At 66.1% G+C, this 25,318-nt stretch carries 22 protein-coding genes; 11 read left to right on the top strand and 11 right to left on the bottom strand.

Annotated features, from left to right (window positions below; translation table 11 throughout):
* Positions 1–84: 84 nt before the first annotated feature.
* Positions 85–1,440 (top strand): type I glutamate--ammonia ligase, encoded by a 1,356-nt coding sequence (glnA, locus tag BM113_RS09550; protein ID WP_089787444.1) that lies wholly within the window; start codon positions 85–87, stop codon positions 1,438–1,440.
* Between the two features lie 93 nt (positions 1,441–1,533).
* On the opposite strand, the gene BM113_RS09545 is transcribed toward glnA, so the two are convergent.
* On the bottom strand, positions 1,534–1,764 hold the full coding sequence (locus BM113_RS09545) for a MarR family transcriptional regulator (RefSeq protein ID WP_089787442.1): 231 nt from the start codon (positions 1,762–1,764) through the stop codon (positions 1,534–1,536).
* Between the two features lie 169 nt (positions 1,765–1,933).
* Here BM113_RS09545 and BM113_RS09540 point away from each other — a divergent pair, with 169 nt between their 5' ends.
* Entirely contained in the window at positions 1,934–2,263 is a 330-nt protein-coding gene (locus BM113_RS09540) for a hypothetical protein (RefSeq protein ID WP_007142552.1), read from the top strand.
* Here BM113_RS09540 and BM113_RS09535 read toward each other — a convergent pair.
* Together BM113_RS09535 and BM113_RS09530 are read right to left on the bottom strand one after the other, a co-directional pair.
* Positions 2,260–2,979 (bottom strand): SDR family oxidoreductase, encoded by a 720-nt coding sequence (locus BM113_RS09535; protein WP_089787440.1) that lies wholly within the window; start codon positions 2,977–2,979, stop codon positions 2,260–2,262. The two genes, BM113_RS09540 and BM113_RS09535, sit on opposite strands and share 4 nt — an antisense overlap.
* A gap of 166 nt (positions 2,980–3,145) precedes the next feature.
* The gene (locus tag BM113_RS09530; RefSeq protein ID WP_089787438.1) at positions 3,146–3,592 is read right to left on the bottom strand and encodes a response regulator; all 447 of its coding nucleotides are present in this window, start codon (positions 3,590–3,592) and stop codon (positions 3,146–3,148) included.
* Between the two features lie 212 nt (positions 3,593–3,804).
* Here BM113_RS09530 and BM113_RS09525 point away from each other — a divergent pair, with 212 nt between their 5' ends.
* Complete coding sequence (locus tag BM113_RS09525; RefSeq protein WP_089787436.1) at positions 3,805–4,470, top strand: glycerophosphodiester phosphodiesterase; 666 nt, start codon at positions 3,805–3,807, stop codon at positions 4,468–4,470.
* Between the two features lie 39 nt (positions 4,471–4,509).
* Here BM113_RS09525 and BM113_RS09520 read toward each other — a convergent pair whose 3' ends face one another.
* From BM113_RS09520 to BM113_RS09495, 6 genes are all read right to left on the bottom strand, one after another.
* Positions 4,510–4,905, bottom strand: a complete 396-nt coding sequence (locus BM113_RS09520; RefSeq protein WP_089787433.1) for a secondary thiamine-phosphate synthase enzyme YjbQ — start codon at positions 4,903–4,905, stop codon at positions 4,510–4,512.
* Between the two features lie 46 nt (positions 4,906–4,951).
* The gene (locus BM113_RS09515; protein ID WP_089787431.1) at positions 4,952–5,779 is read right to left on the bottom strand and encodes a hypothetical protein; all 828 of its coding nucleotides are present in this window, start codon (positions 5,777–5,779) and stop codon (positions 4,952–4,954) included.
* Between the two features lie 76 nt (positions 5,780–5,855).
* The gene (locus tag BM113_RS09510) at positions 5,856–7,883 is read right to left on the bottom strand and encodes a SpoVR family protein (protein ID WP_089787429.1); all 2,028 of its coding nucleotides are present in this window, start codon (positions 7,881–7,883) and stop codon (positions 5,856–5,858) included.
* Between the two features lie 92 nt (positions 7,884–7,975).
* Positions 7,976–9,304 (bottom strand): DUF444 family protein, encoded by a 1,329-nt coding sequence (locus tag BM113_RS09505; RefSeq protein WP_089787427.1) that lies wholly within the window; start codon positions 9,302–9,304, stop codon positions 7,976–7,978.
* 16 nt (positions 9,305–9,320) lie between these two features.
* The gene (locus BM113_RS09500; protein WP_089787425.1) at positions 9,321–11,606 is read right to left on the bottom strand and encodes a PrkA family serine protein kinase; all 2,286 of its coding nucleotides are present in this window, start codon (positions 11,604–11,606) and stop codon (positions 9,321–9,323) included.
* 1 nt (position 11,607) lies between these two features.
* A complete protein-coding gene (locus tag BM113_RS09495; protein ID WP_089787423.1) occupies positions 11,608–13,680 on the bottom strand; it encodes a PrkA family serine protein kinase in 2,073 nt (690 codons plus the stop codon).
* A gap of 676 nt (positions 13,681–14,356) precedes the next feature.
* Between BM113_RS09495 and BM113_RS09485 the strand changes: the two genes are divergently transcribed.
* The 3 genes from BM113_RS09485 to BM113_RS09475 all read left to right on the top strand — a co-directional run bounded on the left by BM113_RS09485 (position 14,357) and on the right by BM113_RS09475 (position 16,963).
* On the top strand, positions 14,357–14,791 hold the full coding sequence (locus BM113_RS09485; protein WP_089787419.1) for a DUF5820 family protein: 435 nt from the start codon (positions 14,357–14,359) through the stop codon (positions 14,789–14,791).
* 138 nt (positions 14,792–14,929) lie between these two features.
* Entirely contained in the window at positions 14,930–15,376 is a 447-nt protein-coding gene (locus BM113_RS09480; RefSeq protein WP_089787417.1) for a UPF0179 family protein, read from the top strand.
* A gap of 123 nt (positions 15,377–15,499) precedes the next feature.
* Positions 15,500–16,963, top strand: coding sequence for a YjiH family protein (locus BM113_RS09475; protein WP_089787415.1), 1,464 nt, complete (start codon positions 15,500–15,502; stop codon positions 16,961–16,963).
* A gap of 47 nt (positions 16,964–17,010) precedes the next feature.
* On the opposite strand, the gene BM113_RS09470 is transcribed toward BM113_RS09475, so the two are convergent.
* Both BM113_RS09470 and BM113_RS09465 read right to left on the bottom strand, forming a co-directional pair.
* Complete coding sequence (locus tag BM113_RS09470; protein ID WP_089787413.1) at positions 17,011–17,361, bottom strand: winged helix-turn-helix transcriptional regulator; 351 nt, start codon at positions 17,359–17,361, stop codon at positions 17,011–17,013.
* A gap of 72 nt (positions 17,362–17,433) precedes the next feature.
* Complete coding sequence (locus BM113_RS09465; protein ID WP_089787410.1) at positions 17,434–17,931, bottom strand: SRPBCC family protein; 498 nt, start codon at positions 17,929–17,931, stop codon at positions 17,434–17,436.
* Between the two features lie 155 nt (positions 17,932–18,086).
* Between BM113_RS09465 and BM113_RS09460 the strand changes: the two genes are divergently transcribed.
* The 5 genes from BM113_RS09460 (at position 18,087) to BM113_RS09440 (ending at position 25,298) form a co-directional block, all read left to right on the top strand.
* Complete coding sequence (locus BM113_RS09460) at positions 18,087–19,052, top strand: ABC transporter ATP-binding protein (RefSeq protein ID WP_089787408.1); 966 nt, start codon at positions 18,087–18,089, stop codon at positions 19,050–19,052.
* Positions 19,049–21,073: an ABC transporter permease gene (locus BM113_RS09455; protein ID WP_089787406.1), complete on the top strand. Its 2,025-nt coding sequence runs from the start codon at positions 19,049–19,051 to the stop codon at positions 21,071–21,073. Before BM113_RS09460 ends, BM113_RS09455 begins: the two co-directional genes overlap by 4 nt.
* Positions 21,063–22,256 carry an ABC transporter permease gene (locus BM113_RS09450; protein WP_394327715.1) on the top strand — a complete coding sequence of 398 codons (1,194 nt, stop codon included), beginning with the start codon at positions 21,063–21,065 and terminating at the stop codon, positions 22,254–22,256. Before BM113_RS09455 ends, BM113_RS09450 begins: the two co-directional genes overlap by 11 nt.
* 91 nt (positions 22,257–22,347) lie before the next feature.
* Positions 22,348–24,822, top strand: a complete 2,475-nt coding sequence (locus tag BM113_RS09445; protein WP_089787404.1) for a penicillin acylase family protein — start codon at positions 22,348–22,350, stop codon at positions 24,820–24,822.
* Complete coding sequence (locus BM113_RS09440) at positions 24,819–25,298, top strand: hypothetical protein (protein ID WP_089787402.1); 480 nt, start codon at positions 24,819–24,821, stop codon at positions 25,296–25,298. Before BM113_RS09445 ends, BM113_RS09440 begins: the two co-directional genes overlap by 4 nt.
* Positions 25,299–25,318 lie beyond the last annotated feature (20 nt).

The raw sequence follows: 25,318 nt of genomic DNA, 5'->3' as shown, positions 1-25,318 counted from the left end.
GTCCACTCTCTGGCAGATTGTCGGATATTCGCCCACAACAATAGAGCTTTAATAGTAGAAGTCGATGGACTACTCGAGCAAAAGATGGCAAACGGAAAACTGACTTCGGCGGAACAGGACGTACTGGACGAAATCGAAGAGCAAGACGTCGACTTCCTTCGGTTACAGTTCACCGACATCCTGGGAACGGTGAAAAACGTCGCCGTCCCCGCCCGCCAGGCGGAGAAGGCGTTCACCGAGGGGATCTACTTCGACGGTTCGTCGATCGAAGGGTTCGTCCGCATCCAGGAATCGGACATGCGTCTGGTTCCCGACCCGGAGACGTTCGCCGTCCTCCCGTGGCGTCAGGACGAGGAGAGCGCCGCGGCCCGGATGATCTGTGACGTCTACGACACCTCGACCGGCGAGCCGTTCGAGGGCGACCCACGGTACGTGCTCCGCCAGGCCCTCGAGCGGGCCGAGGAGATGGGGTACGAGGTCAACTTCGCGCCCGAACCGGAGTTCTTCATGTTCGAGGAGGACGAGGAGGGACGGGCGACGACCGAGACCGCCGACCACGGCGGCTACTTCGACCTCGCGCCGAAGGACCTCGCGAGCGACGTTCGCCGGGACATCATCTACGGCTTAGAGGACATGGGCTTCGAGATCGAAGCCAGCCACCACGAGGTCGCCCGCGGCCAGTACGAGATCAACTTCGAGTACGACGACGCGCTGGCGACCGCGGACAACGTCGCCACCTTCCGCACCGTCGTCCGCGCTATCGCGGCCCAGCACGACCTCCACGCGACGTTCATGCCCAAGCCGATCCCGAAGATCAACGGCTCGGGGATGCACACCCACATGTCGCTGATGGAGGCCGGCGGCGAGAACGCCTTCCACGACGAGGACGACGAGTTCAACCTGAGCGACACCGCACGGTCGTACCTCGCCGGCATCCTCGAGCACGCGCCGGCGATCACGGCGGTCGCGAACCCGACCGTAAACAGCTACAAGCGCCTGGTGCCCGGCTACGAGGCACCGGTGTACGTCGCCTGGTCCGACCGCAACCGGTCGGCCCTGGTCCGCAAGCCTGCGGCCCGCGTCCCGGCCGCCTCGCGCATCGAACTGCGCTCGCCGGACCCGTCGTGTAACCCCTACCTCGCGTTCGCCGTCATGATCCACGCCGGCCTCGACGGCATCGAGAACGACCTCGAGTGCCCCGAACCGATCCGGGAGAACATCTACGAGTTCGACGAGGAGACCCGCGAGGAGTACGGCATCGAGACGCTGCCGTCGAACCTCGGTCAGGCGGTCGACGCCCTCGAGGAGGACGAGGTCGTCTACAACGCGCTTGGCGACCACGTCGCGCCGAAGTTCGTCGAAGCGAAGAGCCAGGAGTTCGAGGAGTACCTGGTCGACGTTTCCGAGTGGGAACTCGACCGCTACCTCGAGACGTTCTAGGCCGATACGACGGCCGACTCCCGTCCGGCCTTCCCGACCGCTCGCTACTGTGCGCCGCGTGCGTCAGCGGCCGCGTCGAAAACCGACCCCTCCTCAGGACGCGACGTACTCGTCGCCGTCCCGTTCGATCACGCCCGCGGTCGACAGCGAGTTCAGCACGCTCAGCACGTCTATTTTCTTCAACGTCAGGACGTCAGCCAGTTCGTCGACCGTCGCGCCGCCGACCGCCTCGAGGTAGATGTAGACGAGTTTCGCCTGTGCCGACTCGACTCCTTCCGGGACCGGTTCGATCCGTTTCTCGGAACGGTGCTCCTGTGATTGCATTGTCACTGCGACCGGACCACGTTCCCGTATATAGGCGCACCGGCCATTGTGTTAAAATGGAACGCTACGTCCTAGTAGGACCGTTGTCACCGTCTCTCGTGACACGCCGTCGCTCGTGGCCCGGAGGACGCGACCGTTTTACGGCCGCACCCATCGAACGACGAGACGCATGACCGATCCCGGCGACGAGGAACCGACGGTGCCCGCGACGATCACGGACGAGGACCTGCGGAGCGCGCTCGAGGAGTTACGGGAGTACGATCCGGAAACGATCCGGGACGTCGCGCTGTACGCCGCCGACCTCGCGGACTGGCTCGAGGCGGGCGGCGGTTCGGGAGACGGTGATGGTGACGATGACGGTGACGGTGACGGTGACGACTACCCGCCGGGCGTCCCCGAGCGAGCGACCGTCACCGAGACCGAGATCGCCGGTACCGAGTACTGGTACTACCAGTGGCGCGAGGGCGACGAGATCAGGTCGAAAACGGTCGAGCGCTAGGCCTCGCCGTAGACCGGCACCGCCGCGCCGCTCGTTACCGCCGCGCCGTCGCTGCAGAGAAACGTCATCGTCTCGGCGATCTCGCCCGGTTCGACCCACGAGTCGTGGTCCGCGTCGGGCATCATCTCCCGGTTCATCGGCGTATCGATGACGCTCGGCATGACGCAGTTTGCACGGACGGTCCCGAGGTTCTCCTCGGCGAGCGTCTCGGTGAGTAGCCGAATGCCCGCCTTCGAGATCCGGTACGGGCCGTCCCCCTCTCCGCCCTCGAGCGACGACCGGGCGCTGACGTTGACGATCGATCCCTCCGTCTCCTCGAGGTGCGCAAGTGCGTGTTTCGAGGCCAGGAACGCGGTTTTCAGGTTGACGTCCAGCAGGAACTCGAACTCCTCGAGGTCGGTTTCGGCGATCGGATCGCCGCCGCGCCAGGTGCCGGCCACGTTGAGCAGGTGATCGATGCGCCCGTGATCGTCGACGATCGTCTCGACGAGGTCGGCGACCTCGCTCTCGTCGGTGAGGTCGGCCTCGTAGAAGTGGGTCCGGTCGTCGGGCTCGAGCAGGCTGTCATCGTCGTCGGGTTCGACCACGTCGACTGCACAGACGGTTGCGCCCGCCTCCCGGAACCGGTCGACTGCTGCGCTTCCCAGGGCTCCGCTGGCCCCCGTAACGACGGCGACGGTTCCGTCGAAATCGACGTCGAAGTCGGTAGACGGCATGCCGGAACGTACGGGCCCCTGACGCATCAATAGCGGGGGCTATAGTAGCCACTGAAGTCGGTGTGTACCCGATCGCACGACTGCCGTGCGATCAGTGTGCAAGACAGTTTCAGTTGTTACTATAGAGCGGATGTATGGCCGGGACGCCGACCCGAGAGACGAACAGTTAGGCGGACAGCGTCGGCAGTGCGGCGCGTTTGAACCAGAACTCAGCGACCGACTGTACCATCGACGCGTACTCGTCCGGATCGGTCGGCTTGGTCAGGTAGGCGTTGGCCGACAGTTCGTAGCTCTCGAGGACGTCGTCGCTGGCCTTCGAACTCGTCAGGACCAGGACCGGGAGCCGCGCGAGATCCGGATCGTTCCGCACGGCCTCGAGGAACTCGAATCCGTCCATTCGCGGCAGGTTCAGGTCCAACAGGACGAAGTCGGGTACAGACGCGGCCGCGTCCTCGACGCGCTCGTACAGGAAGTCGAGTCCTTCGTCCCCGTCGGAGACGGCCTCCAGCGTGACGGTAATCGAGAGTTCCTTGAACGCCTCTTCGATGAGTCGAACGTCCCCCGGATTGTCTTCGACGAGAAGGATCTCGACCCGTTCCCCGTTCCCCGTCATCGTCGACCTCTCACTGTAAGGTTCCCCATTTTGATACTCGTGATGTGGTCACTGCGACCGAATCCGTTCCAACGTAGCGACCGTACACGGTTAAAGATAGTTACTAAAATCTTTGGAGCCCAGCAGGAATCGACACCCGCGACGGGGGCGTGGTTGCGTGTTTCGATCGCCAGCGAGCAATATAACCCCGGTGCCCCCGTTTGTGCGGTCGAATGCGACTCATCGCCCATCGAGGGTTCGCGGCGACGGCACCGGAGAACACGATCGCCGCGGTTCGCTCGGCGGCCGCCCGCGCCGACGCCGTCGAATTCGACGTCCGGCGCTGTGGGTCGGGCGAACTCGTGGTCGTCCACGACGAGACGATCGACCGGGTGACCGAGGGAACCGGCCCCGTCGCGGAGAAATCCCTCGAGGAACTCAAGCGATACACCGTCCTCGACTCCGAGGAACGGATCCCGACGCTCGAGGAGATGCTCGCGGCCGTCCCCGACACCGTCGAGATCAACCTCGAGGTGAAATCGTCCGGGATCGCCGCCGACGTGCTCGATGCCCTGAGCGACGCCGGTCTCGACAACCGCGTCGTGACGACCTCGTTTCTCGAGTCCGAGTTGCGGGCGATCCGCGAACACGACCGCAGCCAGCCGACGGGCCTGCTGGCCAGCCGCCGACTCGAGACGCCCGTGACGACCGCGATCGAACTCGACTGCGACGTGATCGGCGCGAACTACGGACGCTGCCTGACGACGCGGCTCGTTCCCCGCGCGAAGCGGCTGGGGCTCGAGATTCACGCCTGGTCGCTCGAGCGGCGACTCACGGCGAGGGTGCTCGGCGTGTGGGGCGTCGACTGCGTCTCTGCGGATCGACCGCTCCGGGTGTGATCGGCGTGATTGGGGCACTCGGTGGTCCGAACCGGCCACTCAGTCCCCGACCGTCGTCACCGACACCGTCCGGGTTCGTGGCCCGTCACACTCGACCAGCAGGAGCGACTGCCAGGTCCCCAGCGCGAGGTCGCCGTCAGCTACCGGAAGCGTCGCCTCGGGACCGAGCAGCGTCGCTCGGAGGTGTGAGTCCGCGTTGTCGTCGATCCGGTCGTGAGCGTGGCCCTCGTCCGGCACGAGATCGGCGAAAAACGACTCGATGTCCTCCCGGAGCCGGGATTCGTTCTCCTGGACGGCGAGCCCGGCCGTCGTGTGCTCGACGAATGCCGTACAAGTTCCCGACGAGAGGTCGTCGGGCACGGCGTCTGCTACCCGGTCGGTGACGTCGACGGTCGTCAACCTCGCGTCGGTCTCGACTGTAAACGTGGTCCGCATGCGGGTTCGTACGGTCGCGAGCGAGGCGTCCTTTGCGGTCGTCCCGTTACGGGAGACGCTCGAGCGCCCACTCCGCCCGCTCGCGGACCGCGGGCACGGAATCCCCGTCCGCCAGCGCCGCGAGACGGTCCCGGACGGCGTCGACCTCGAGTTCGATCTCCAGTTCGGTCGCGAACCCGATTACCCGACACGCGTTCTCCCGGACGGAGGCCGGATCGTCCTCGAGGGATTCGAGCACGCGGCCCCACGGGAGGGTCGCGTCGATGTCCCCGGCCTCGATACCGGCCACGTCGTCGTCGCTCGCTCCTTCCACGACGCGGCTCAGTGCAGTCGCGGCGTCGGCCCGTGCGGCGGGCGACTCGTGGTCGAGGCCGACGGCGAGGGTCTCGAGGTGGTCGCCGACCGCGGCGGGCCGCTCGGCGGCGACGGCGGCGAGACAGCGAAGCAGGTCGGGCGTCGCCGCGTGCGAGTCGTGATCGTCGACGAACCCGGCGATCGCGTCGGTCGACGGCGCGACGTCCGTCGGTGACTCGGCGGCCAGTTCCGCCAGACAGTACGCGACCTCGTCGTGATAGTCGATCTCCGCTGTCGATTCCTCGAGTAGCGTTCGTAGCTTCGGGACGGCCGGCAGACAGCGTTCGGGACGCTCTTCGTGGTCGATGGCGTCCCGGATCCGGTCGACGGCCTCGCGGCGCGTCGCCGGCGTCGGATCGTCGAGTCGAGCGAGGACCGACGGCAGGTCGAACTCCGACGCCCCTGACGAGACGTCCGCGCTCGAACCGACGCTGGAGTCGCCGCCGGCCCCCGAACCGGCGTCTTCCCCCGCTTCGGAATCGCGGTGCTGTCCCACGGCGTTTCCCCCTTCCCCGTCCATGGTGTCCGCTCAATGTTCCATCGTAAAGAAAAACCTTCCGTCAGTTTAATCCGAACTGCAATAGAAGAAAGATATTTCAGGCGAGCCAATCCTCGGGCTTCGTGTCGTAGTCGACGTCGTCGGCCGCGAGATGTTCGACTTCCTCCCAGGGGACGGTCTCCGTCGTTACCTCGTCGCCGTCGTACCGGATCAGTTTCCCGCGTTCCTCGGCCTCGGGTTCGCGGTTGCGTCGTTTCGCGACCTCGACGTCGTGTTCGTCGACTTCCTTGACGATGGTCAGGAGGTTCACGGGCCGACCCCACAGTTCGAAGATCCGCTTGAGGGTCTCCTGGGCCTGCCCGATGTCCAGCATGACGCCGTTGTACTGGTGTCCCAGCAGGAGTTCGTTGGCGTTGTTGTAGTTGCCGTCGTAGACGGCGATCGTCGGCTTCCCGAAGTTGGTGAACTGCAACAGGAGCTTCTTCTTGACGTCCTCGGCGGCGTCGCTGGCGACGTGGAACTGGCCGGTCGCCTTCGAGTGCTCGTAGGTGAAGTAGTGGTTCTCGGTGATGAACTCCTCCGTGAGGAACTCGTCGAGGAAGGTCACGTCGTTGTGGCTCTCCCGGACGTCGAACATGCGGTCCCAGCCCGCGGCGAAGTCGACGTCCTCGAGGGCCTCCTCCACCGACGAGTAACGGGCGTCGTCGAACAGGTAGCGGCCGATCCGCTCGAGTTCGTTCTGGGAGACCCGCGAGAGGAACCCGCGGTGCTGGCGCTTGACCAGCGAGTAATGTCGACGGGCCAGCCCCTCGTAGGTCAGCACCTTCCAGGGGTACTTCGCGACGTCGATCTCTCCCTCCTGGGCGGCCTCGAGGGCCTCGCGGTCGACCCACTCGTCGGACACTTCCTTGAGGTCGTCGAGGGTTTCCGGCGTGATCTCGGCGATCGCTGCCGGCGGCTCGAGCGTCTCGAGGACGTCGCCGAAGTCGACGACGTCGGTGAGGTTGCGCCAGGAGATCCCCTCGACGCGCAGCAGGCGCTCGAGGACCTCGCGGCGGTTCGTCGTGTTCTCGACGTACTCCCACAGCTCCATGCCGAGGCTGTAGGGGTTGAGTCCGCCGGAGGCGAGTACCTTCGCCATGTGGTCGGCGTAGTTGAGGAACTCGTCGTCGCCGGCGAACCGCTCGTCGGTCATCATCGTCGACTCCCAGTAGGCGGCCCACCCCTCGTTCATCACCTTCGTCATCTTCTGGGCGGCGAAGTAGTACGCCTCGGCCCGCATCATGTCGAGCACGTCGCGTTGCCACTCGGCCATCTCGACGGCCCGCTCGGACTCCTCGTCGTACTGCTTGCCGTGCTCGCGGACGAACGCCAGCAGGTCCTTCTGGGGCTGGTCGGGGAACGTGACCTGTTCGTCTCGCTCCTCGAGTTTCTCGACCCACTCCTCGTCGAACACTTCGCCTTTGATCTCGTCGGAGAGTTCGAGTTCGTCCAGTTTCGCCGCTAGGTCCTCGTCGAGGTCCTCCGGCGGCCCCTCGACCTCGAGGCGGCGCTGGAAGACGCGGTGCTGGTCGATGTTGTCCTCGAGCGAGAGGCAGTGGTCGATCCACTTCTCGACCTCCGCGCGGTCGATCTCGGGATCGGACATGTAGTCGTCGATCGCTCGCGCGTGGCGCTCGAGCATGGCGGCGGCGTTGACCTGCTCCTCGTCGGCCCGGCCGTCGGTGAACAGGCCGAACCACTCGTTCTTCGCGAAGAAGTCGGAGTGGGCTTCGACGTGGGTGATGACGGCCTTCTGGTCGGCCAGCGTGTTCGACTCCTGGAGGAAGGCGTGAGCCGGGTTGTCGTTGTTGACGATCTCGAAGGCCTTGCCCCCGCCGTACTGGCCCTGCTTGCGCTGTTTGTCGTACTGCATCCCCCACCGCCAGTGTGGGTAGCGACTCTGGAAGCCGCCGTAAGCGATGAGTTCGTTCATCTCGTCGTAGTCGATGATCCAGTACTTGACCGGGTAGGGCTCGAGGCCCAGTTTCTCGGCGAGGTTGCGAGCCTCCGCGACTGGCTCCTCGAGGTCGCCCGCGATCGCCTGTTTGCGGAACCGATCCGCGTTGGAATTGCGCTTACTCATGAAAACCACCGGTTTTCGTGGGTTCGATGCGCGCTTCGCGTGCATCGGTCCTCGCGCTGGCGCGAGGGCCGAAGCGAACTTCGTTCGCTTCGTTACTCATCGGTCTCACCTTCGGTGCTCAGGATCTCGTAGATCGCGTCGGTCACGTCCCCCTTGCTGTTGACGTAGGCCACCGCGACGTCGTCGGAGTCGGGGCCGAAGTGGCGCTCGAGTTCCTCGGCGTGGGTGGCGTTGATCGCGTTGCCGCTGGGCTGGGTCTCCACGTAGGCGTGGAGGTTCGCCGGGATCTCCTCCATCAGCGGGATCACCCGCTCTTCGGTGTCGTTCGAGGAGTTCTCGGAGTCGCCCGCGGCGAAGACGTACCGGTTCCAGTCGGTCCAGGGGTACTCCTCCAGCAGTTCCTGGGCGAGTTCGTACGCGCTCGAGATCTTCGTCCCGCCGCCGCTGCGGATGCCGAAGAAGTCGTCTCGTTCGACCTGCCAGGCGTCGGCGTCGTGGGCGATGTAGACGAACTCGGCGTTGTCGTACTTCCCCTGGAGATACCAGTCCAGCGGGGTGAACGTCCGCTCGACGAGTTCGCGCTTCTTCTCGCGCATCGAGCCGGAGACGTCCCGGATGTTGACGACGACGACGTTCTTCTCTTTCTCCTCGATGATCTCCGGGTAACGGTACCGCTCGTCCTCGCGGCGGAAGGGGACGTGTTTGATCCCCTCCCTCCGGATCTGTTGCTGGATCGACTCGCGTTCGACTTCCGACTCGAGTTCGTCGACCGACGACCACTCGTCGCGCTCGTCCTCGGGAATGTTGGCGTAGGCCTCCTCGATCCAGGCCATCGAGACGGGGATGCTCTCGCCGCGGGCCCACTCGAAGACGTCGCGGGGGCCGAAGCCCTCGACCTTGCAGACTTCCCGCAGGAAGTCCTCGTCGAAGTCCATCGCGAGTTTGCGCTTGAGCCCCTCCTTGAACATCCGCTCGAAGTCGAGCGTGCTGTCGGGGCCCGTCCGTGTCATGTCGGTGTAGGGGCCTTCCTTCTCCTCGATGACCTTCTTCCCCTTGGGGTCGAGGTCGAGCCCGAGTTCCTCGTCGAGTTCCTCGGCGAACTCCTCGGGGTCCATCTCGTAGTACTCGTGCTCGCCGCCTTCCTCGCCGGGTTCGTCGCCCTCGTCGCCGTCCTCGCCGGGCTGGGGCTGTGGCTGGCCCACCGGCTGGCCGGTGTCTGGCGTGTCGCCGTCGCCCTGGCCGACGCCGCCCTGGTCGCGCTGGTCGTACTCGAACTCCGGCAGGGAGACGATCTTTACCGGGATGTTGATCTGGTTCGCGCCGCTTCCCCCGAGGTCGCCGTACTGGATGAAGTCGGCCAGGTCTTCGCGGCGCTTTTCGCCCACTTCGCGGAATCGTTCGAGGTCGTCTCTCAGTCCCATGGTCGGTTCTCGTTATTCAGTCCCATCGGTAGCTCACCTGTCCCATGACGTGTCTGCTGGTCAGTTCGGCCGACGCCTCGGAGTAGTCGAACTCCTCGACCAGCGTCTCGATCGTGTCCTCCTTGACCGACGCCGTCTCGGTCCCGCTCGGCGGGTCGTCCCACTGGCGAGGATCGAAGTCCTCGAAGGTCCGCTTGACGTCGTCCCAGTCGTGGCTCTCGAGGACGCTCTTGATGACCGGGATCGCCGTGAGGTCGACGTCCTGGACCGAGAAATCCTCGTCGCGGTGCTCCCAGGCGTGGCGGTTCAGCGAGGTGATGACCTTCTCGCGGCGGAAGTTCCGGACACTCTCGCGGGGGAGGTTCCCCTCGTAGTCGTCCTCGGAGAACCGTCCGAGGTGTTCGACCTCGAACAGCTTCATCTTCAGCGGGTCCGGTTCGACCTCCTCGCCGCGGTCGTTGTACAGCGGTTCGTCCGTCTCCCACGCGTAGACGTGTTCGACGTACTCCCCGACGGTCTCCTCGTCGACGCGTTTCTCGTGCATGATGGCCTCGATGACGTCGGCCTCCTGTCGGTCGTAGATGTAGTTTTTCACCGGCACGACGCGGTTCTCGAACTCCGAGCGCTCGCCCGTCGAGAAGACGGGCGCGTCGCCCAGTCCCTCCGCCATCGTGTTCAGCACGTCGCGAGGCATGACCACGTTCTCGACGGGGAGTTCGGCGTGGTGTCGGTCGCGGTCGGTCTGGAGGAGTTCCGCGAGGGTGTCCCGGGTGTAGGTGACCGGGATCCCGTGTTCGCCGTCCTCGCCGTCGTCGTCGAAGTCGAACTCCTCTTTTTCGCGGCGGGTGTCGCCCTCCTGGAGGTAGCCCTGATCGTAGATCTTGGCTTTGTCGACAAGGTCCAGCCCGTTGGGCAGGTTCTCCTCGTCCAGCCGGGTGACGACCGCGTACAGCGCGGCCGCCTCGATGGCGTGGGGCGCGAACTCCTGGGTCCGGACGTCGCCGTCCTGGTCCTTGATCGTCACCCTCACCGGCTCGCGGATGCGATTCTCGAGTTCGTCGTAGCTGTCGGCCTCCCAGACCTCCGTCTCGTTTGTCAGTTCGCGGCGGATGAGTTCACACTCGAGGCTGAGGTTCGTCAGGTAGCCAAAGCGGTGTTTGTCGAGCCGCCGTTTGAGCGCCTTCAGCGGGTCCATCCCGTTGCGATCCGAGTGCTGGTTCAACTGGGCCTCGAGGTCGGGATTCGAGATGATCAGCATCTGGGTGTCGACGTCCATCCCGATCCCCTTGTCCAGTTTCACGGACTGTTCGTCGGGGACGTTCAGCAGCTTCTGGAGCAGGTCCGCGTGCTGTGCTGCGTCTTCGACGATGGTGAGGACGCCGTTGCCCTGCGAGAGCACCCCGTCGTAGCTGAACGCCTGCGGGTTCTTGCGCCCCCGCGAGTCGAGTTCCTGGAGCATGCCGTGCATCCAGGAGCCAACGAGTCGCTCCTTGGGCCGGCCCTCGTCCTCGCTGTGGAGGACGCCGACCCCCTGACCGACGTCGACGACGTAGTTCTTGACCCGGAGGTGGTTCTCGTCGGCGATAGCCGAGAACAGTTCCTCCTCGCCATCCCGACGGTACCGCTCCTCGAGGTAGTCGTAGGCCTCCCGCGAGAACGGGTCGAGTTCGGCGTCGACCCTGACGGGGACGTGGTCCTCGAGGTCGTCGTTCAGGTCGGCCAGCAGCCGTTCGCGGACCTCCTCCGGGAACACCGAGAGGGGATGGGCCTGGACCGGGCTCTCGTACCAGTTCTGCTCGTCCGTGGCGGTCGGATCGCTGCCGTAGCTCAGTCCGCGTTCGCCGGCCTCGGCCGTCGCGACGTTCCACTCGAGGGTGTATCGTCGACCTTCGGGCGTCTTCGAGTACTCGCGCAGCCCGTTGACGAGACAGCGCTTGAGTTCGGACTTGCCGGTCGCGGTGGGCCCCTCGAACCAGATGATCTTCTCGTCTTTCGCCCGGCCGGCGGCGATCGACCGGAGGTCGTCGACGAACCCGTTCAGGACCTCGGTGTTGCCGAGGATGGCGTGCTCGCCGTCGTTGTGCGGGTCGTCGAAGAAGCGGTACCGCTCTTTCTCCTCGCCTTCTTCGACGACGGTCCGGGTACCGGCGGCCTCGATCGCCTCGAGCAGGTACTTCGAGGCGTGGGAGGCGATCGTCGGGTTCTCGAAGATCCGGTCGACGTACGCCGCGAGGCTCATCGGCTCCTCGTAGGTCGCCTCGAGTTCGCGGTCGGCCTCGGTGACGTAGTCGTTGCCGGTCATGTTAGTCTTCCATCTCGGCCTTGGCGACCTCCGCGCCGGCGAACTCGAGCACTTCCTTCGCGCCGCCCTCGGAGTAGCCCTGTTCCATCAGGGCGTCGATCCACGAGGACCGTTCGTCGTCGTCGAACTCGTTTGCGCTGACCAGGGCGGAGAAGTTGATGTTGTGCTTCTTGTCCTCCCAGAGCTTGCGCTCCAGGGCGCGGCGCAGGCGCTCGTTGTCCTGCGGGTTGAACGCCTCGCCCTCGCGGGCACGGCGGGAGACCCAGTTCGAGACTTCCTGGCGGAAGTCGTCCTTGCGGTCCTCCGGAATGTCGAGTTTCTCCTCGACCGAGCGCAGGAACGTCTCGTCGGGCTCCTGTTCTCGCCCGGTCAACTCGTCCTCGATCGTGTCGTCGTCGATGTAGGCCATGACGTGGTCCATGTACTTCTCGCCCTGGCGCTGGATCTCGTCGACGTCGTAGGCCAGCGCGTGGCGGACGTCCTCGATGGCGCGTTCCTTGTACTCCTCGCGGACCGTCTCGAGGTAGCGGTAGTAGGTCTGGAACTGGTCTTCGGGGATCGAACCGTGGTGCTCTAAGTTCTCCTCGAAGAAGTTGAACACCGTAAGCGGCGAGAGGAAGCCCCTGGAGCGGTGCTTCGAGTCCATGATCGCCTCGGCGATTTCGTCGCCGATGAACCGCGGCGAGACGCCGATCATACCCTCGCCGATCTCGGCCTTCTGCTCGGCCTCTTCCCGAAGCTTCTTGACGTCGATGTCGTCGCCCTCGTCGATCTCGCCGTTGTAGGCCTTGGCCTTCGAGAGCAGGTCGACGGTCTCGGCGTCGGGTTCTTCGATCCGGGTGAGGACGCCGAACAGTCCCGCCATCTCGAGCGTGTGAGGCTCGACGTTGATGTCGGGGACGTCGGCGTTGTTGAGCATCTTCTCGTAGATGCTGGCCTCGTCCTCGTAGGACAGGACGTACGGGAAGTCGATCCGCTTGGTGCGGTCGTTGAACGCCTCCATCTTCTCGTCGCCCTTCTTGTCCTTGTACTCGGGCATGTTCGTCCGGCCGACGATCACCTGGTCGATGTCGATCCGGGGGTTGTTCTTCGGCTTGATCGTCTGCTCCTGGGTGGCGTGCAGGAAGTCGTAGAGGAACTCCCGCTGGAGCTTCAGCAGCTCCTCGCCGGAGAAGACACCCCGGTTGGCGTTACAGAACGCCCCCGAGTAGTCGAACGCCCGCGGGTCCGACTCGCCGTAGATGGCGATCTTCGAGTAGTTGACGTCGCCCGTCAGCTCGGTCTCGTCCTGGTTCTTCTTGTCCTTGGGCTCGAACGTCTCCAGGGCCTGGCGCTTGTTCTCGTCGGCGACCAGGCGAACGATCTCGATGTGGTTCTCGAGGACCTGCTGGAGGTCGTCCTCGTAGTACGCCAGCAGCTTGTCCATGTAGAACTCGCTCTCGGGATCCAGCGACTGCTCGTTCTGGATCGTGTACGGCGCGTCGAGTCGCTCGTTGAGGTCGTCGATGACTCGCTGGCGCTGCTCGAGCGGGAGGAGCACGAGCGGATCCTGGTTCATCGGGGAGCGGACGGTGTCGTCGGCCGGGTCCTGGTCCTGGACGACGTCACAGAGGTTCTTCCACTCGAAGGTGTACATCCGCCCCTCCTCGCGCAGCGTGTAGTCCTCGAAGTACTGGCGGACCTGTTTGTCGAAGTGGGACTTCCCGGAGCCGACCGGCCCCAGCAGGAGCTTGATGCGCCGCTCGGGACCCAGCCGCCTCGCGCCCGATTTCACCTTGTTGACGAACTCGTGGATCGACTGGTGGATCACCCGCCCGTAGAACGTGTTCTCGCCGTCGTTGAGCGGATCCTCGCTCGCCAACTGGTACTCGACGACCCCCTCCGTCTCGTCGTAGGTCGTCCCGTAGTAGTCGAACATGTCCGCGACGCGCTGGTGGGCGTTGCGAGCGATCTTCGGGTCCTCGTACACCTCCTCGAGGTACCAGTCGAAGGACTTGGTTTCCCGCAGGTCAGCGGGCATCGATTCCTTGTATTCAGTGCTCAGCTCCTCGAGTGTCTCGATGTCACCGGTCATGGTATCGTTGAAGTTGTCTCCCCCGCCTGTCGGTCGTCCGCCTGCGCGCCTCGGTCGTTCGCGGCTCCGTCACGTCGCCCGGATCGCGGCCGCCGGTCGTCGCTGTCGCGGTTACTGCAGTTGCGGTCGCGGTCGCGCGGGGCGTGTGTAGAGTCCATCGTCGGCCGACGGGTTCGTCGTCGCACCGCACCGATCTCCACGGTCCCGTCGCCGCCCACACGTCGAACGCTCTCGACGGGTCGCTCTCGTCGGTCGGCGTCGGTCTTCCATGTCATGTGTGACCTTCTACCACTCTTCGTTGCGCGACGACCGGATCGTCGGTCTCGCGTTATCTGCGCCGGGGACGGGCGCCGAGTGGATCGGTCCGGCGATCGGATACCGATAGTATTTAATGAGTGAGTAATCCAGGTACTTAACCTTGGCCCCAAAAGGTATTTGACAGGAGTTAATTCCAGGCGATTTCTGCCAGAACGACGGATTGTCACTTGGTATCTCACCTCATTTTCGGCGACCGATGGCATAAACGGACGGCCTGCAATGCCGTGTTTGGCTCGCGCGCGCTCGGTCATCGACAGTTACAGGTACGAAACGTTATACGTCCCTTCGATCTGCACTGACTGAGAGACGCGACGGGCCGGACGACGCCCATTTAGGCGCGCCCCGCCAATTCGCCGCCATGAGCGATCCCACGGAGCCGCCAGCGGGGACGGAGTTCCCCGACACCTGGACCGTCTGGTCCCGAGGCGACGACGGCCGCCTCGTCCTCGCCTATCGACCCGACGTCTTCGATGGCGACGAGTTCCCTGCGGCCTGTCTCCCCACGCTGTACCTGACCCACGGGAAGCGAACGCGCCGTCCGGGGACGAACCCGACGACGACCGGAGCGAGCGACTGGTTCGTCACCTTCTACCTCGAGCCCGACGTCACCGTCGAGGGCGCCGATCGGTTCTCCACCAGGGGGGAGGCACTCGAGCGCTGTCGCGAACTCGCGCGGGCGTTCGACGACGGCGAGATCGATTACCGCGACTGCTACCAGGTTCCTCGGGAACGGTACTTCGAAAAGCTGGACGAACTCACGGGGAGGGAAGGGGACGACCGAGTCGACGAGTGATACGGACTGCTGTAAGTCATTACCGGCGTAACCGCAACCGTCCTGCGGTTGCACCGGTAAACAGTTACAGCAATCCGTATGAGTACCTCGCCACGACGCGACGTGAGGCTTAACCCCGCGTGGTGAGTACTGACCTCCATGTCGACCGTCACGCTCGTCGGCACCCGGCTCGCGGAGCCGGGGACCGAGTTCGTCTACGAGGGGGAAGCCGACGGCTGCGCCGGCTGTCCCTACCGCAGCCAGTGTCTGAATCTCTCGACCGGCACGAGGTACCGGGTCACCGACGTCCGCGAGAACGCCCAGACCCTCGAGTGTGCGATGCACGACGGCGGCGTCCGGGCCGTCGAGGTCGAGCCAGTTACCGTCGAGGCCAACGTCACGTCGAAAGGCGCGTTCGCCGGCAGCAAGACGAGCCTGCCCGGGTCCTGTCCGTACGTCGAGTGTCCGAGCCACGAGTACTGCGAACCGGACGGCCTCGAGTTCGACGAGGAGTATCGCATCCGGGACATCCTCGGCGATCCGCCCCACGAGGTCTGTCACCTGGATCGGTCGCTGCAACTGGTCGAACTCGATGCCGACGAGTGAGTTCTTCCTTGGGCCCGTAGCAGGGCCGTAACGCCTCGAAGCCGGCGTATTCTCCAGTGTCGCCTAAAGCCGTCTCCGTATGGCACCGCCCAGTATTTGTGTGTTAATATCACACACTACCACATGTTCGACGAAGCGGCCTGGCAAGGAGAGGAGCAGGGAACCAAGCGCATTCACACCGTCGAGGAACCCAAACGGATCGAGGACATCGACCTGACGGAGATCCGCCGGGGGCCGGTGACGAAGTTCGGGGTGGCGTTCCTGATCGGCTTTGTCTTCTTTCTCGTGCCGGTCCCCTGGGAAGGGCAGGTGACGGTTCCGTTCGATATCGTCGTGAGTTGGATCACCGATTCGTTCCCGACGGCGGCGGGGGTATACGCGCTCGGGCTCATCCTGGCCGGCGGGGTACTGACGACGGTCGCCGAGCTCCGCAAGCGGGACCTGCTTTCGGTCAGCGATGGGATCGCGAACCGGCTGGCGCTGTCCTACTGGGAAACGTCGCTCGGGTTCTGGTTGTTCCGGGTCGCCGGAGCCGTCCTCGCACCCGTCCTTTTCCTCGAGATCGGTCCCGGCTGGCTGATCGGACCGGCGACGGGCGGACTCGTCTGGGGGACGCTCATCCTGAGCGTCGCGGTTATCATCCCGATCGGGGCTATCTTCATCAACCTCTTCGTCGAGTTGGGCGGCCTCGAGTTCGTCGGCACGATGGCCCGGCCGATCATGCGGCCGCTGTTCAAGATACCGGGTCGCGCGGCGCTGGACAGCGTCGCCTCCTGGGTTGGCTCCTACAGCGTCGGCCTCTACGTCACCAGGAACGTCTTCGATCGCGGCGAGTACTCGAAACGGGACGTCTACATCATCAGCACCTGCTTCGCGACGGTCTCGATCGGGTTCGTCGGGGTCGTCGCAGCGACGCTCGATCTCCTCGAGTTGTTCCCGATTATCTTCGTCGCCTATCTCGTCTGTATCGCGGTCTCGGGTATTATCCTCGTCCGAATTCCGCCGCTGAGCAACGTACCCGAGGAGTACGTCGCCGAGCCGAACCCGGAGACGCCGTTTCGCGGGTCTGTCCGGGAGTACGTCCGGTTCGGGCTCTCGGAGGCGGTTGAGAAAGCGGAGACGGGCGACAGCATCGTCGGCGCGTCGGTCCGTGGATTCGTCGACGGGCTCAAACTCGCCGTGCTCATCCTCGGGACGATCCTGTCGATCGGCCTGGCAGCGGTCGTTTTGGCCGAACACACACCGGTCTTCGACGTCATCTCGCGGCCGCTCGTCCTGGTCATCGAATTGCTCGGTATCCCGGACGCGGAGGTCGTCGCACCGGCGACGATCATCGGTATCACCGAGATGTTCATTCCGGCACTGCTGGTCGTGGAGGCGGACGCGATGGCACGCTTTTTCATCGCAGTCCTCTCGATCTCGCAGTTGATCTTCTTCTCGGCGACCGCGCCGATGATGATGGATATGTTCAGCGACGTACCGATCCGCTTCCGAGACCTCGTCGTCCTGTTCGTCATGCGGACGGTCATTCTGGTCCTGATCATCGCCGCGATGACGCATCTCCTCGCGGCGGTCGGCCTGCTGTAACCGGACTCGATCCTCGCGGGTCGGTTTTCCCGAGAGAAGTCGTCGCCTTAGGGGCTCAGTTCCTCGACCTCGAGCCAGCTACCCGCCCAGCACTCGATCTCGTCGAACACCGGCTCGAGCGACTCTCCCTTCGTGGTGAGGCTGTAATAGGTCGCGATGGGGGCATCTTCTTCCATTCGTCGTTCGACGAACCCCATCTCGCCGAGGTCGTCGAGCACCCGCGAGAGAGTGCGTGCGTTCGCGCCCGTCGATCGCTTGAGTTCGTTGAACCGCTGTTCGCCCTCGAGCAGTTCGTGTAGTACGGCCAGTCGCCACTTCGAGCCGATCTGCTCGAGGGAAGCGATCACGGGGCAGGCGTCGGATTGTTCCTCCTGGGGCGGGGTCTGGGGTCGTGACATCGTCTGACTCCGGGTTGGGACTCGAACGGTATAGCAGTTCGGAACCGAACCAGGTTGTATCGGGTTACGAAGCTACGCGTTCGTGTCGACGTCGGTGCCGGCGTTCCCGTCGACGCCGGCCTCGGACCGCTCGTCCTCTACGTCGTCGCTGTCGTGGCCGGGTTCTTCGAGCACTGCCGCGATCGACTCGAGGGCCTCGAGACAGACCGGCGCGTATCCGGCCGCGCCGAGCGGGAGTTCGAACGCGACACGGCAGCGGTCGGGCCCGAGGTCGTCGACGCGGTGGCCGGGCCCCGGGAGCCCGACCACGCGCCACTCCCAGCGGCGTTCGGCCTGGTCGACGTGAGTCACGCGAAACGGTAGCCACACGCCGGGAACGCGGACTCGCCCTCGAGTTCCGGCGCGGATCCTGCGGTCGGTGGCCTCCACCTCGCGGATCGTCGGGGACCACTCGGGCCAGCGGGTCGTGTCGACGAGGAGGTCCCAGGCCTCGTCGGCCGGGACGGCGATCACGTGCGAGGCCTCGAGCTGGCGGCCGTCCGAAGTGCGTACGGGGCGAAGTCGGGTCATCGTCGATGCTACGTTCCGAACCACAATGGGCGTTGCCCGCGGGGGTCGAGGGAATCCGACTCGAGGCCCGAACTGCAAAGCACGGACCGTCCGGATCGCACGACTGTCCCCGGTCGCTAGACTTTACTGGAGTCGCTTCGTCCATCGACCAACGAATGGCGATACTCGATGTGGAGGGGCTTCGCAAGGAGTACGACGGGTTCACTGCCGTCGAAGGCAGTAGTTTCTCGATCGAACGCGGCGAGGTGTTCGGCGTCGTCGGCCCCAACGGCGCGGGGAAGACGACGACGCTGAAGATGCTCGCGGGCCTCGTCGAACCGACTGCGGGGACCGCCGTCGTTGCCGGCCACACACCCGGCGAACGGGCGATGCAGCGCCGACTCGGGTTCCTCCCGGAGGAGTCCCCGCTGTACGAGGAGATGACCGCCACCGACTATCTGGCGTTCTTCGCGGACCTCTACGACGTGCCCGGCGACGTTGCGGCCGACCGTATCGAATCGTCGCTGGATCGACTCGACCTGGAACACCGTGACCGCCGGATCGGCAACATGTCGAAGGGAATGAAACGCAAGGTCGCGATCGCCCGCGCGCTGATCAACGATCCCGACGTCCTCATCTTCGACGAACCCGCTTCCGGGCTCGATCCGCTGACGACCAACCACGTGATCGAGTTCACCGAGGAGTTGAGCGAGGAGGGCAAGACGGTCGTCTTCAGCGCGCACAACCTCTATCACGTCGAGAGCGTCTGCGACCGGGTCGTCATCATGAACGACGGCCGGATCGTCGCCCGGGGCACCCTCGAGGGGATCCGCGACGACCACGGCGGGACGGAGTACCACGTGTACGCGACGGTCGACGCGAGCGATGCGGTCGCGGGGGCCTCGGCCGAACCCACCGACGAGGGGGTTCGCCACGTCGTCACGGACATGGACGCGGTGGAGTCGATCAGGACGGCCGTCGAAAAACGGGGCGGTCGCGTGACCGATATCCAGACGGAGGCGCCGAGCCTCGAGGACGTCTTCCTCGAGGTGGCAAGCGGCGACGCGGAGAACGCCGAACGGCGGCGCAAAGCGGAGCAGGAACGCGCCGACGAGCAGCGCGAGCAGGTGGTCGATACGTGAGCGAGGATCACCGGCCCGGCGAAGGCGACCGCGGCGACCGTCCCGGTGCCCTCGGACGACGTGCCCGGGGCGTTCTCGAGTCCGCCTCGAGAACCGCTCGCGTCGCCCGCTGGGAGGTCTCGCGGACGACCGGGACCGTCGACCGGAAGACGCTTTTCGTCCTCGCCGTGGTTGCCATCGCGGTCGCGACCGTGGGACTCTCGGTCGCCGACGAGGGACTCGGCCTCGAGGACGAGATCTACGTCGTCGGCGTCGACGAAGACGATCCGTACTACGACGTCGCGGCCGCGAGCGACCAGTTCAGGACGGTGCCGCTCCACGAGGACGGACTCGATGGAGTCTACGGCGCCGACGACCCGAACGTCGACGTCGTGATCGAAGACGGGCAGATTGGCTACGTCGGGGGGAACGGCGAGGCCGCCTACGACGCTTTCCGGGACGCGATCGATCGGTACAACGAGGGGCTGATGGCCCAGGAGGAAGACGAGGCGGCGGCCTATCCGGTGCTCGTCGAAATCGACTACCAGGACCGGAGCTTCGAGGGGGCGATCGAGCCCTCGAGCGACGGCGACAGCGATACGGCAGACGGCGACGACACGCCGGACGACCCGGACGGCGGCAGTGACGACGGCGAGGCGGCCGACACCCAGGAGGAAGACGGGGACGGGACGGAGGCCGGGGCCGATGGCGACGGCACAGAGAACGACTCTCCGGGGGCCACTGACTCGAGCGGCGACGGCGACGGAGACGAACGCGAGAGCGAAAGCAGCGACGCGGGCAGCGATTCCGACGGTGACGCGACCGGCCTCGAGGAGACGCCGAGCGTCGCGGATTCCTCGGACGGGGCCGTTTCGGTTCCCGGGTCGCCGAGCACGCTCTCGCCGCCGTTTCCGTTCCGGTCGCTGGTCCTCGCGTTCCTGTTCGTCGTGCCGATGAACTTCGTCATCCAGGCCTACGGGAGCACGATCATGGACGAGCGGATCAACCGCCGGGGCGAACTCCTGCTGGTCTCGCCGGCCTCGAGCCGCGAGATCGTCGCGGGCAAGACGGTGCCGTACCTCGGCGCACTCGTCGCGATCGTCGTCGCGATTACGGTCGCCATCGATGGCGGGCCGCTGTCGGTGGCGGCCACCCTCCCGGTCGCCCTGCTCTTCCTCGCGGCCACGTTCTCCGGCGCGATGTTCGCGCGGTCGTTCAAGGAACTGACCTTCGTCACCGTCGCGATCAGCGTCGGGCTCACGACCTACGCGTTCATCCCGGCGATCTTCACGGACGTCACTCCGATCGCGCTGATCTCGCCGCTGACGCTGGTCGTGATGGACCTCCAGGGCGAGACGCCGACGCTCGGCGCGTACCTCGTCTCGACCGGCCCGGCGTATCTCACCGCCGCGGTGCTCTTTCTGCTCGGGATCGGTACCTACCGCGAGGAGGACATGTTCGCCCAGAAGCCGGTGCCGTCGAAGGTCGTCGACGCGATCGCGGTCCGGGTTCGAGGGAAACGCAGTGTTCCCGTCCTCTCCGTCGTGTTTCTCCCCTTCGTCTTCGCGGCCCAGTTGCTCGCAGTCGCACTGCTTTTCGCCGCGCCGCCGTTCGCGGCCGTCCCGATCATCCTCGTCGTCGCGGCGGTCCTCGAGGAGGTCGCGAAGAGCATCCACGTCTACGCCGGCTTCAGCCGGGCGCGGTTCGAACCGACGCTCGGGGTCGCCGCGGTTCTCGGGACGCTCTCGGGTGGCGCGTTCTTCGTCGCCGAGAAGGCGACACAGATCGTCCAGCTCGTCGGCCTTCAGGAATTCGAGGGCGCAGTCGCGGCGTTCGGGCCGGAGACGGCGGCCCCGGCGGTCGCGGACGGCCCGTTCGTCTTCGCGGGCATCGTGCTCGCCCCGCTTGTCCTCCACGTCGTGACGGCGGTCGTATCAGTGGCCGGCGCGACCCGCGGTCGAACGAGCTACGCCGTCGCGCTGGCGGTCGCAACCGCCGTTCACGTCGGCTACAACCTCGGGGTGATCCTCCTTGTCGCGTGATCGATCGTCTAGAGGCGACTCGAGCGAGACGGGCCACGACATTGGCAGTTCGGCGGACTCCATCCAGCGGGGACCGAACCCGCCGGAGCCGCCGGAACACGCAGCCGCGACCGGCGGCGGTCGCGAGTCCCGGTTCGGCCCACGGTTGGCCGTCGTCCGCCGGGAACTGCGTTCCCTACGCTCCGAAAAGACGATCGTGCTCGCGATCGCGATCCAGCTGTTCATCGCGGCGTTTTCCTCGTTTCTCGTCGTCGGCTTCGTCTCCATGTACGATCCCGACGGGCTCGGCGGTCAGGAGATCGACGTCGCCATCGTCGGCGAGGACCGCGCCGTGCTCGAGGCTGCGGCCGACGAACAGGAGGGGCTGAATACCGTCAGATACGACACCCGTGAAGCGGCTTACGGGAGCTTCGAGAACGGACGGGCGGCCGCCGTCCTCGAGACCACCAGGGACGACCAGGGACGATTGCTCGTCGACGTCGCTGCGCCGGAGGAGGGGATCGAGACGACCCTGCTGGTCGTCCAGCTCCGGGAGACGCTCGAGGCCGTCGAACACGCCGAACGCGTCGGGAACGCGGACCGGCTCGAGTCGCTCCCGCTGTCGGTCCCCGACGAGGTCGACGCGAGCCCGTACGTCGGGTTCACGTACACGATCCTCCTGCCGCTGTTGCTGTTCCTGCCGGCGTTCATCAGCGGCTCGATCGTCGTCGACTCGCTGGTCGAGGAACGCGAACGGGGCACGCTCGAGTTGCTGCGGGTGACGCCGCTGTCGCTGGGCGACGTCGTCGACGCGAAGCTCGCGGCGACGACGGCGCTCGCGCCCGTCCAGGCGGTCGCCTGGCTGGCGCTGCTGGCGGTCAACGGGACGACCGTCGCCCACCCGGTCGCGCTGGTCGGCCTGGTCGCCGCGCTGGCCCTGCTGGTCGTCGGCCTCGGGACGGTCGTCGCCCTCGTCGCGCCGGATCGCAGGCAGGCCCAGCTGCTGTACTCGGTCGCTATCGTCGGCGCGCTGGTGGTGTCGACGCTCCTGCCCGAGCACCCGGCGAACACCGTCGCCAAGTTCGGACTCGGGAGCGCGACGGGCACGACGTGGTTGTTGCTCGCGCTCTACGGGACGCTGGGCGTCGGCGCGTTCTTCGCGGTCCGAGCGACGGTCGAACGGGTCGATCCGGCGGACCTGTAGCCCGTTTTCGGGCCCGACGGCGCGAGGCGGCGATCGGACCGCGGCGACAGCAGAGTTATGTAGGATCGGAGAGACGTAGGGGACGGTAATCGTGAGCAATGACACCACGCGTCGAGGGCTACTCGCCGGCGCGCTCGCCGCCGGCGTCGGGGGCCTGACCGTCAGTGGCGCGAGCGAACTCCTCGAGTCGTTTGCGCCGCTGTCGGGGTCGGCGTGGGACGCCGCGGACAGGGAGCTGTCGGGGTCGGTGGAGAACCCATATGGCGACGCTACCGTCCGGTACGACGGGTACGGCGTACCGACGATCGAGGCCGACGACGAGGCGGCCGCGTACTTCGCCGTCGGCTACGTCCAGGCGTTCGACCGGGCCTTCCAGCTCGATCTGCAGCGGCGGGTCATGCGCGGTCGACTGTCCGAACTCGTCGGCGAGGCCACCCTCGAGGACGACGCGTTCCACGTGGCGATGGACTTCGCGGGGGCCGCCGAGGCGACCTGGGAGCGCGTCGCGGACGCCCCCGCGGGGCCGCTCGTCGAGGCCTACGCCGAGGGGGTCACCGCCGCGATGGAAACCGAGCAACTCCCCCTCGAGTTCGAACTGCTGGGCTACGAGCCCCGCGAGTGGACGCCCGTCGATACGATCCTGATGGAGAAACAGATCTCGTGGGACCTGACGGGGAACTTCGGGGAACTCCGGCGGGCGGTGATCGCCGACCGGCTCGGCGAGGACGCCCTCGAGGAGCTGTATCCCGAGCGGCTGGACCACGACGTGCCGATCCTGCGGGAGGGGGTCGATGGGGAGCGACTCGAGGGCGGTGATGGGGGCGGTGGCGACGGTACCGCGAACTCGCGGTCCGGCGCCCTCGAGACCGACGCCGTCGACCGGGAACTGGCGAGCTGGCTCTCGCGGTTCGAGTCGCCCACCGGGGTCGGGTCGAACAGCTGGGTCGTCTCGGGCGAGCACACCGACGGCGAAGGGCCGATCGTCGCCTACGACCCCCACCTCACGCTGATGACGCCGCCGCTGTGGTACGAACAGCACGTCGAGACGCCGGAGACGTCGGTCCGCGGTGCCACGTTTCCGGGGGTCCCGTTCGTCATCACGGGCGCGAACGGGACGGGGACGTGGTCGTTCACCAACGTCGGCGCGGACGTGCTGGACTGCTACGAGTACGAGATGCGGGGCGACGACGGCTCGAGTGGGGCCGACCGGCGTCTCACGAGTACCGACGCCGACGAGTACCGCTACGGCGACGAGTGGCGCGCGTTCGAGACCGAGGAACGGGCGATTCCGGTCGCCGACGGCGAGGACCGCACGTTCACGATCAAGAAGACCGTTCACGGCCCCGTCCTCGAGCGCGAGGGACAGACGGTCGGCGTCGCCTGGACGGGCCACACCGCGACGCGGACGACCGAGGCAATCTACGAGTTCGAGCGGTCCGACGGCCTCGGGGACCTCCTCGAGTCGACCCGGAAGTTCGACCTGCCGACCCAGAACCTCGTCTATGCCGACGCGGACGGGCGAACGATGTACTACGTCACGGGGAAACTACCCATCAGACGGATCGACGGCGACCCCGTCTCGGGCAACCGGCTCTTCGACGGCTCCGCCGGCGAGGGCGAGTGGTCCGGGTTCACCCCGTTCGGCGAGTCCTCGTGGGACGGGTTCGTCCCCTTCGAGGAGAAACCCCACGCGATCGACCCAGACGTCCTCGTGACGGCGAACCAGCGCGTCGCGGACGACCCCAGCCACTACGTGGGCGTCGCATACGCCACGCCGTACCGGGGTGCCCGGATCTACGAACGGCTCGACGAGCGCCTCGAATCCGGCGAGCCGGCCGACCACGACTTCCACCGCGAGTTGCAGGACGACACCTACGACGGCCGCGCCGCGCAGTTGGTCCCGGACCTCGTCGACGCCGTCGCGAACCACGACGGGGCTTCGGCCGACCTCGAGGACGCCGCCGACGCGCTCGCCGACTGGGACTACCGCATGGAACGGGACTCGTCTCCGGCGCTGGTCTTCGACCGTTGGCTCGAGAGCTTCCGCCGGGAGGTCTTCGAACCCGCGTTCGAGGACGCCGACCTCGACGAGTCGTACTATCCCAACGACTGGGTGCTCGCGACGCTGCCCGCCGACAGCGACTGGTTCGACGGGTCGCGGGCCGAACGCATGGTCGACGCCCTCGAGGCCGCGCTCGCGGAGATCGACGGGGAAAGGTGGGAGACCTACGGCGACCGGAACACGACCGGCCCGATCGAGCATCCCTTCGGCGTCGAGGCCCCGTTTCTGGACTACGATGATCGGCCGGCCGACGGCTCGGCGGCGACGGTCAAGAACTACCGCGTCGACTCCGCGGTGGGCTCTAGCTGGCGCATGGTCGTCGAACCGGGCGGGGACGCGACGGCGATCCTCCCCGGCGGCAACTCGGGCGACTACTTCTCCGAGCACTACGACGACCAGTTCGAGGCGTGGCTCGACGGCGAGCAGAAGCCGATGGACCGCTCGGTGGACGATGGCGACCCGGACGTCGTCTTCGAGGCGGCGAACGTGGAGGGATCGCAATGACCGCGAGCGACTCGTCGGCCGCGGACGAGCCGACCGACGAGAGCGAACGCGGGACCGACGGGAACCGGAACGGGAACGGGAACGTCGAACCCGCAACCGACGACAGCACCCGCGAGGAAAACGTCGGGACGCGACCCTCGGATCGGCGGCACCAGAACGTCCTCGAGCGGGTCCGCACGGACTCGACGGTCCACGCCGTCGCGCTCCTCGCCGCGGTCGCCGTCGGCCTCGCGCTGTCGTGGCTCCACTGGCTCGGGCTGATCGCCGCGGGCGCGCTCGTGGGACTCGTTTCCCCGACGACGAAGCGGGCCGTGCTGGGGGGACTCGGCTTCGGCGTCCTCGTGCTCGCCGTCTTCGCGGCGACCCTCGGCGACTCGGCGGCCGTCGCGGCGGGGACGACGCCGATCGTCTACGTGGCGGTCGGGGCGGCGCTCGGGCTCCCGGTATTCGGGTCGCTGGTCAGGTTGGTTCGGTAAAAAACGAACCCACTCGGCCG

Source organism: Natronobacterium haloterrestre, assembly GCF_900112205.1.
Lineage (GTDB): Archaea > Halobacteriota > Halobacteria > Halobacteriales > Natrialbaceae > Natronobacterium > Natronobacterium haloterrestre.
This window is presented reverse-complemented; position numbering and strand designations above follow the sequence as displayed.

What these genes read in the sequence shown, in the direction of transcription:
- BM113_RS09485 (WP_089787419.1), top strand. Translation starts at nt 14,357, where the DNA reads ATGAGCGATCCCACGGAGCCGCCAGCGGGGACGGAGTTCCCCGACACC.
- BM113_RS09545 (WP_089787442.1), bottom strand. Translation starts at nt 1,764, where the DNA reads ATGCAATCACAGGAGCACCGTTCCGAGAAACGGATCGAACCGGTCCCG.
- BM113_RS09495 (WP_089787423.1), bottom strand. Translation starts at nt 13,680, where the DNA reads ATGACCGGTGACATCGAGACACTCGAGGAGCTGAGCACTGAATACAAG.
- BM113_RS09540 (WP_007142552.1), top strand. Translation starts at nt 1,934, where the DNA reads ATGACCGATCCCGGCGACGAGGAACCGACGGTGCCCGCGACGATCACG.
- BM113_RS09505 (WP_089787427.1), bottom strand. Translation starts at nt 9,304, where the DNA reads ATGGGACTGAGAGACGACCTCGAACGATTCCGCGAAGTGGGCGAAAAG.
- BM113_RS09515 (WP_089787431.1), bottom strand. Translation starts at nt 5,779, where the DNA reads ATGGACGGGGAAGGGGGAAACGCCGTGGGACAGCACCGCGATTCCGAA.
- BM113_RS09475 (WP_089787415.1), top strand. Translation starts at nt 15,500, where the DNA reads ATGTTCGACGAAGCGGCCTGGCAAGGAGAGGAGCAGGGAACCAAGCGC.
- BM113_RS09535 (WP_089787440.1), bottom strand. Translation starts at nt 2,979, where the DNA reads ATGCCGTCTACCGACTTCGACGTCGATTTCGACGGAACCGTCGCCGTC.
- BM113_RS09480 (WP_089787417.1), top strand. Translation starts at nt 14,930, where the DNA reads ATGTCGACCGTCACGCTCGTCGGCACCCGGCTCGCGGAGCCGGGGACC.
- BM113_RS09440 (WP_089787402.1), top strand. Translation starts at nt 24,819, where the DNA reads ATGACCGCGAGCGACTCGTCGGCCGCGGACGAGCCGACCGACGAGAGC.
- glnA (WP_089787444.1), top strand. Translation starts at nt 85, where the DNA reads ATGGCAAACGGAAAACTGACTTCGGCGGAACAGGACGTACTGGACGAA.
- BM113_RS09500 (WP_089787425.1), bottom strand. Translation starts at nt 11,606, where the DNA reads ATGACCGGCAACGACTACGTCACCGAGGCCGACCGCGAACTCGAGGCG.
- BM113_RS09525 (WP_089787436.1), top strand. Translation starts at nt 3,805, where the DNA reads ATGCGACTCATCGCCCATCGAGGGTTCGCGGCGACGGCACCGGAGAAC.
- BM113_RS09530 (WP_089787438.1), bottom strand. Translation starts at nt 3,592, where the DNA reads ATGACGGGGAACGGGGAACGGGTCGAGATCCTTCTCGTCGAAGACAAT.
- BM113_RS09465 (WP_089787410.1), bottom strand. Translation starts at nt 17,931, where the DNA reads ATGACCCGACTTCGCCCCGTACGCACTTCGGACGGCCGCCAGCTCGAG.
- BM113_RS09460 (WP_089787408.1), top strand. Translation starts at nt 18,087, where the DNA reads ATGGCGATACTCGATGTGGAGGGGCTTCGCAAGGAGTACGACGGGTTC.
- BM113_RS09470 (WP_089787413.1), bottom strand. Translation starts at nt 17,361, where the DNA reads ATGTCACGACCCCAGACCCCGCCCCAGGAGGAACAATCCGACGCCTGC.
- BM113_RS09510 (WP_089787429.1), bottom strand. Translation starts at nt 7,883, where the DNA reads ATGAGTAAGCGCAATTCCAACGCGGATCGGTTCCGCAAACAGGCGATC.
- BM113_RS09520 (WP_089787433.1), bottom strand. Translation starts at nt 4,905, where the DNA reads ATGCGGACCACGTTTACAGTCGAGACCGACGCGAGGTTGACGACCGTC.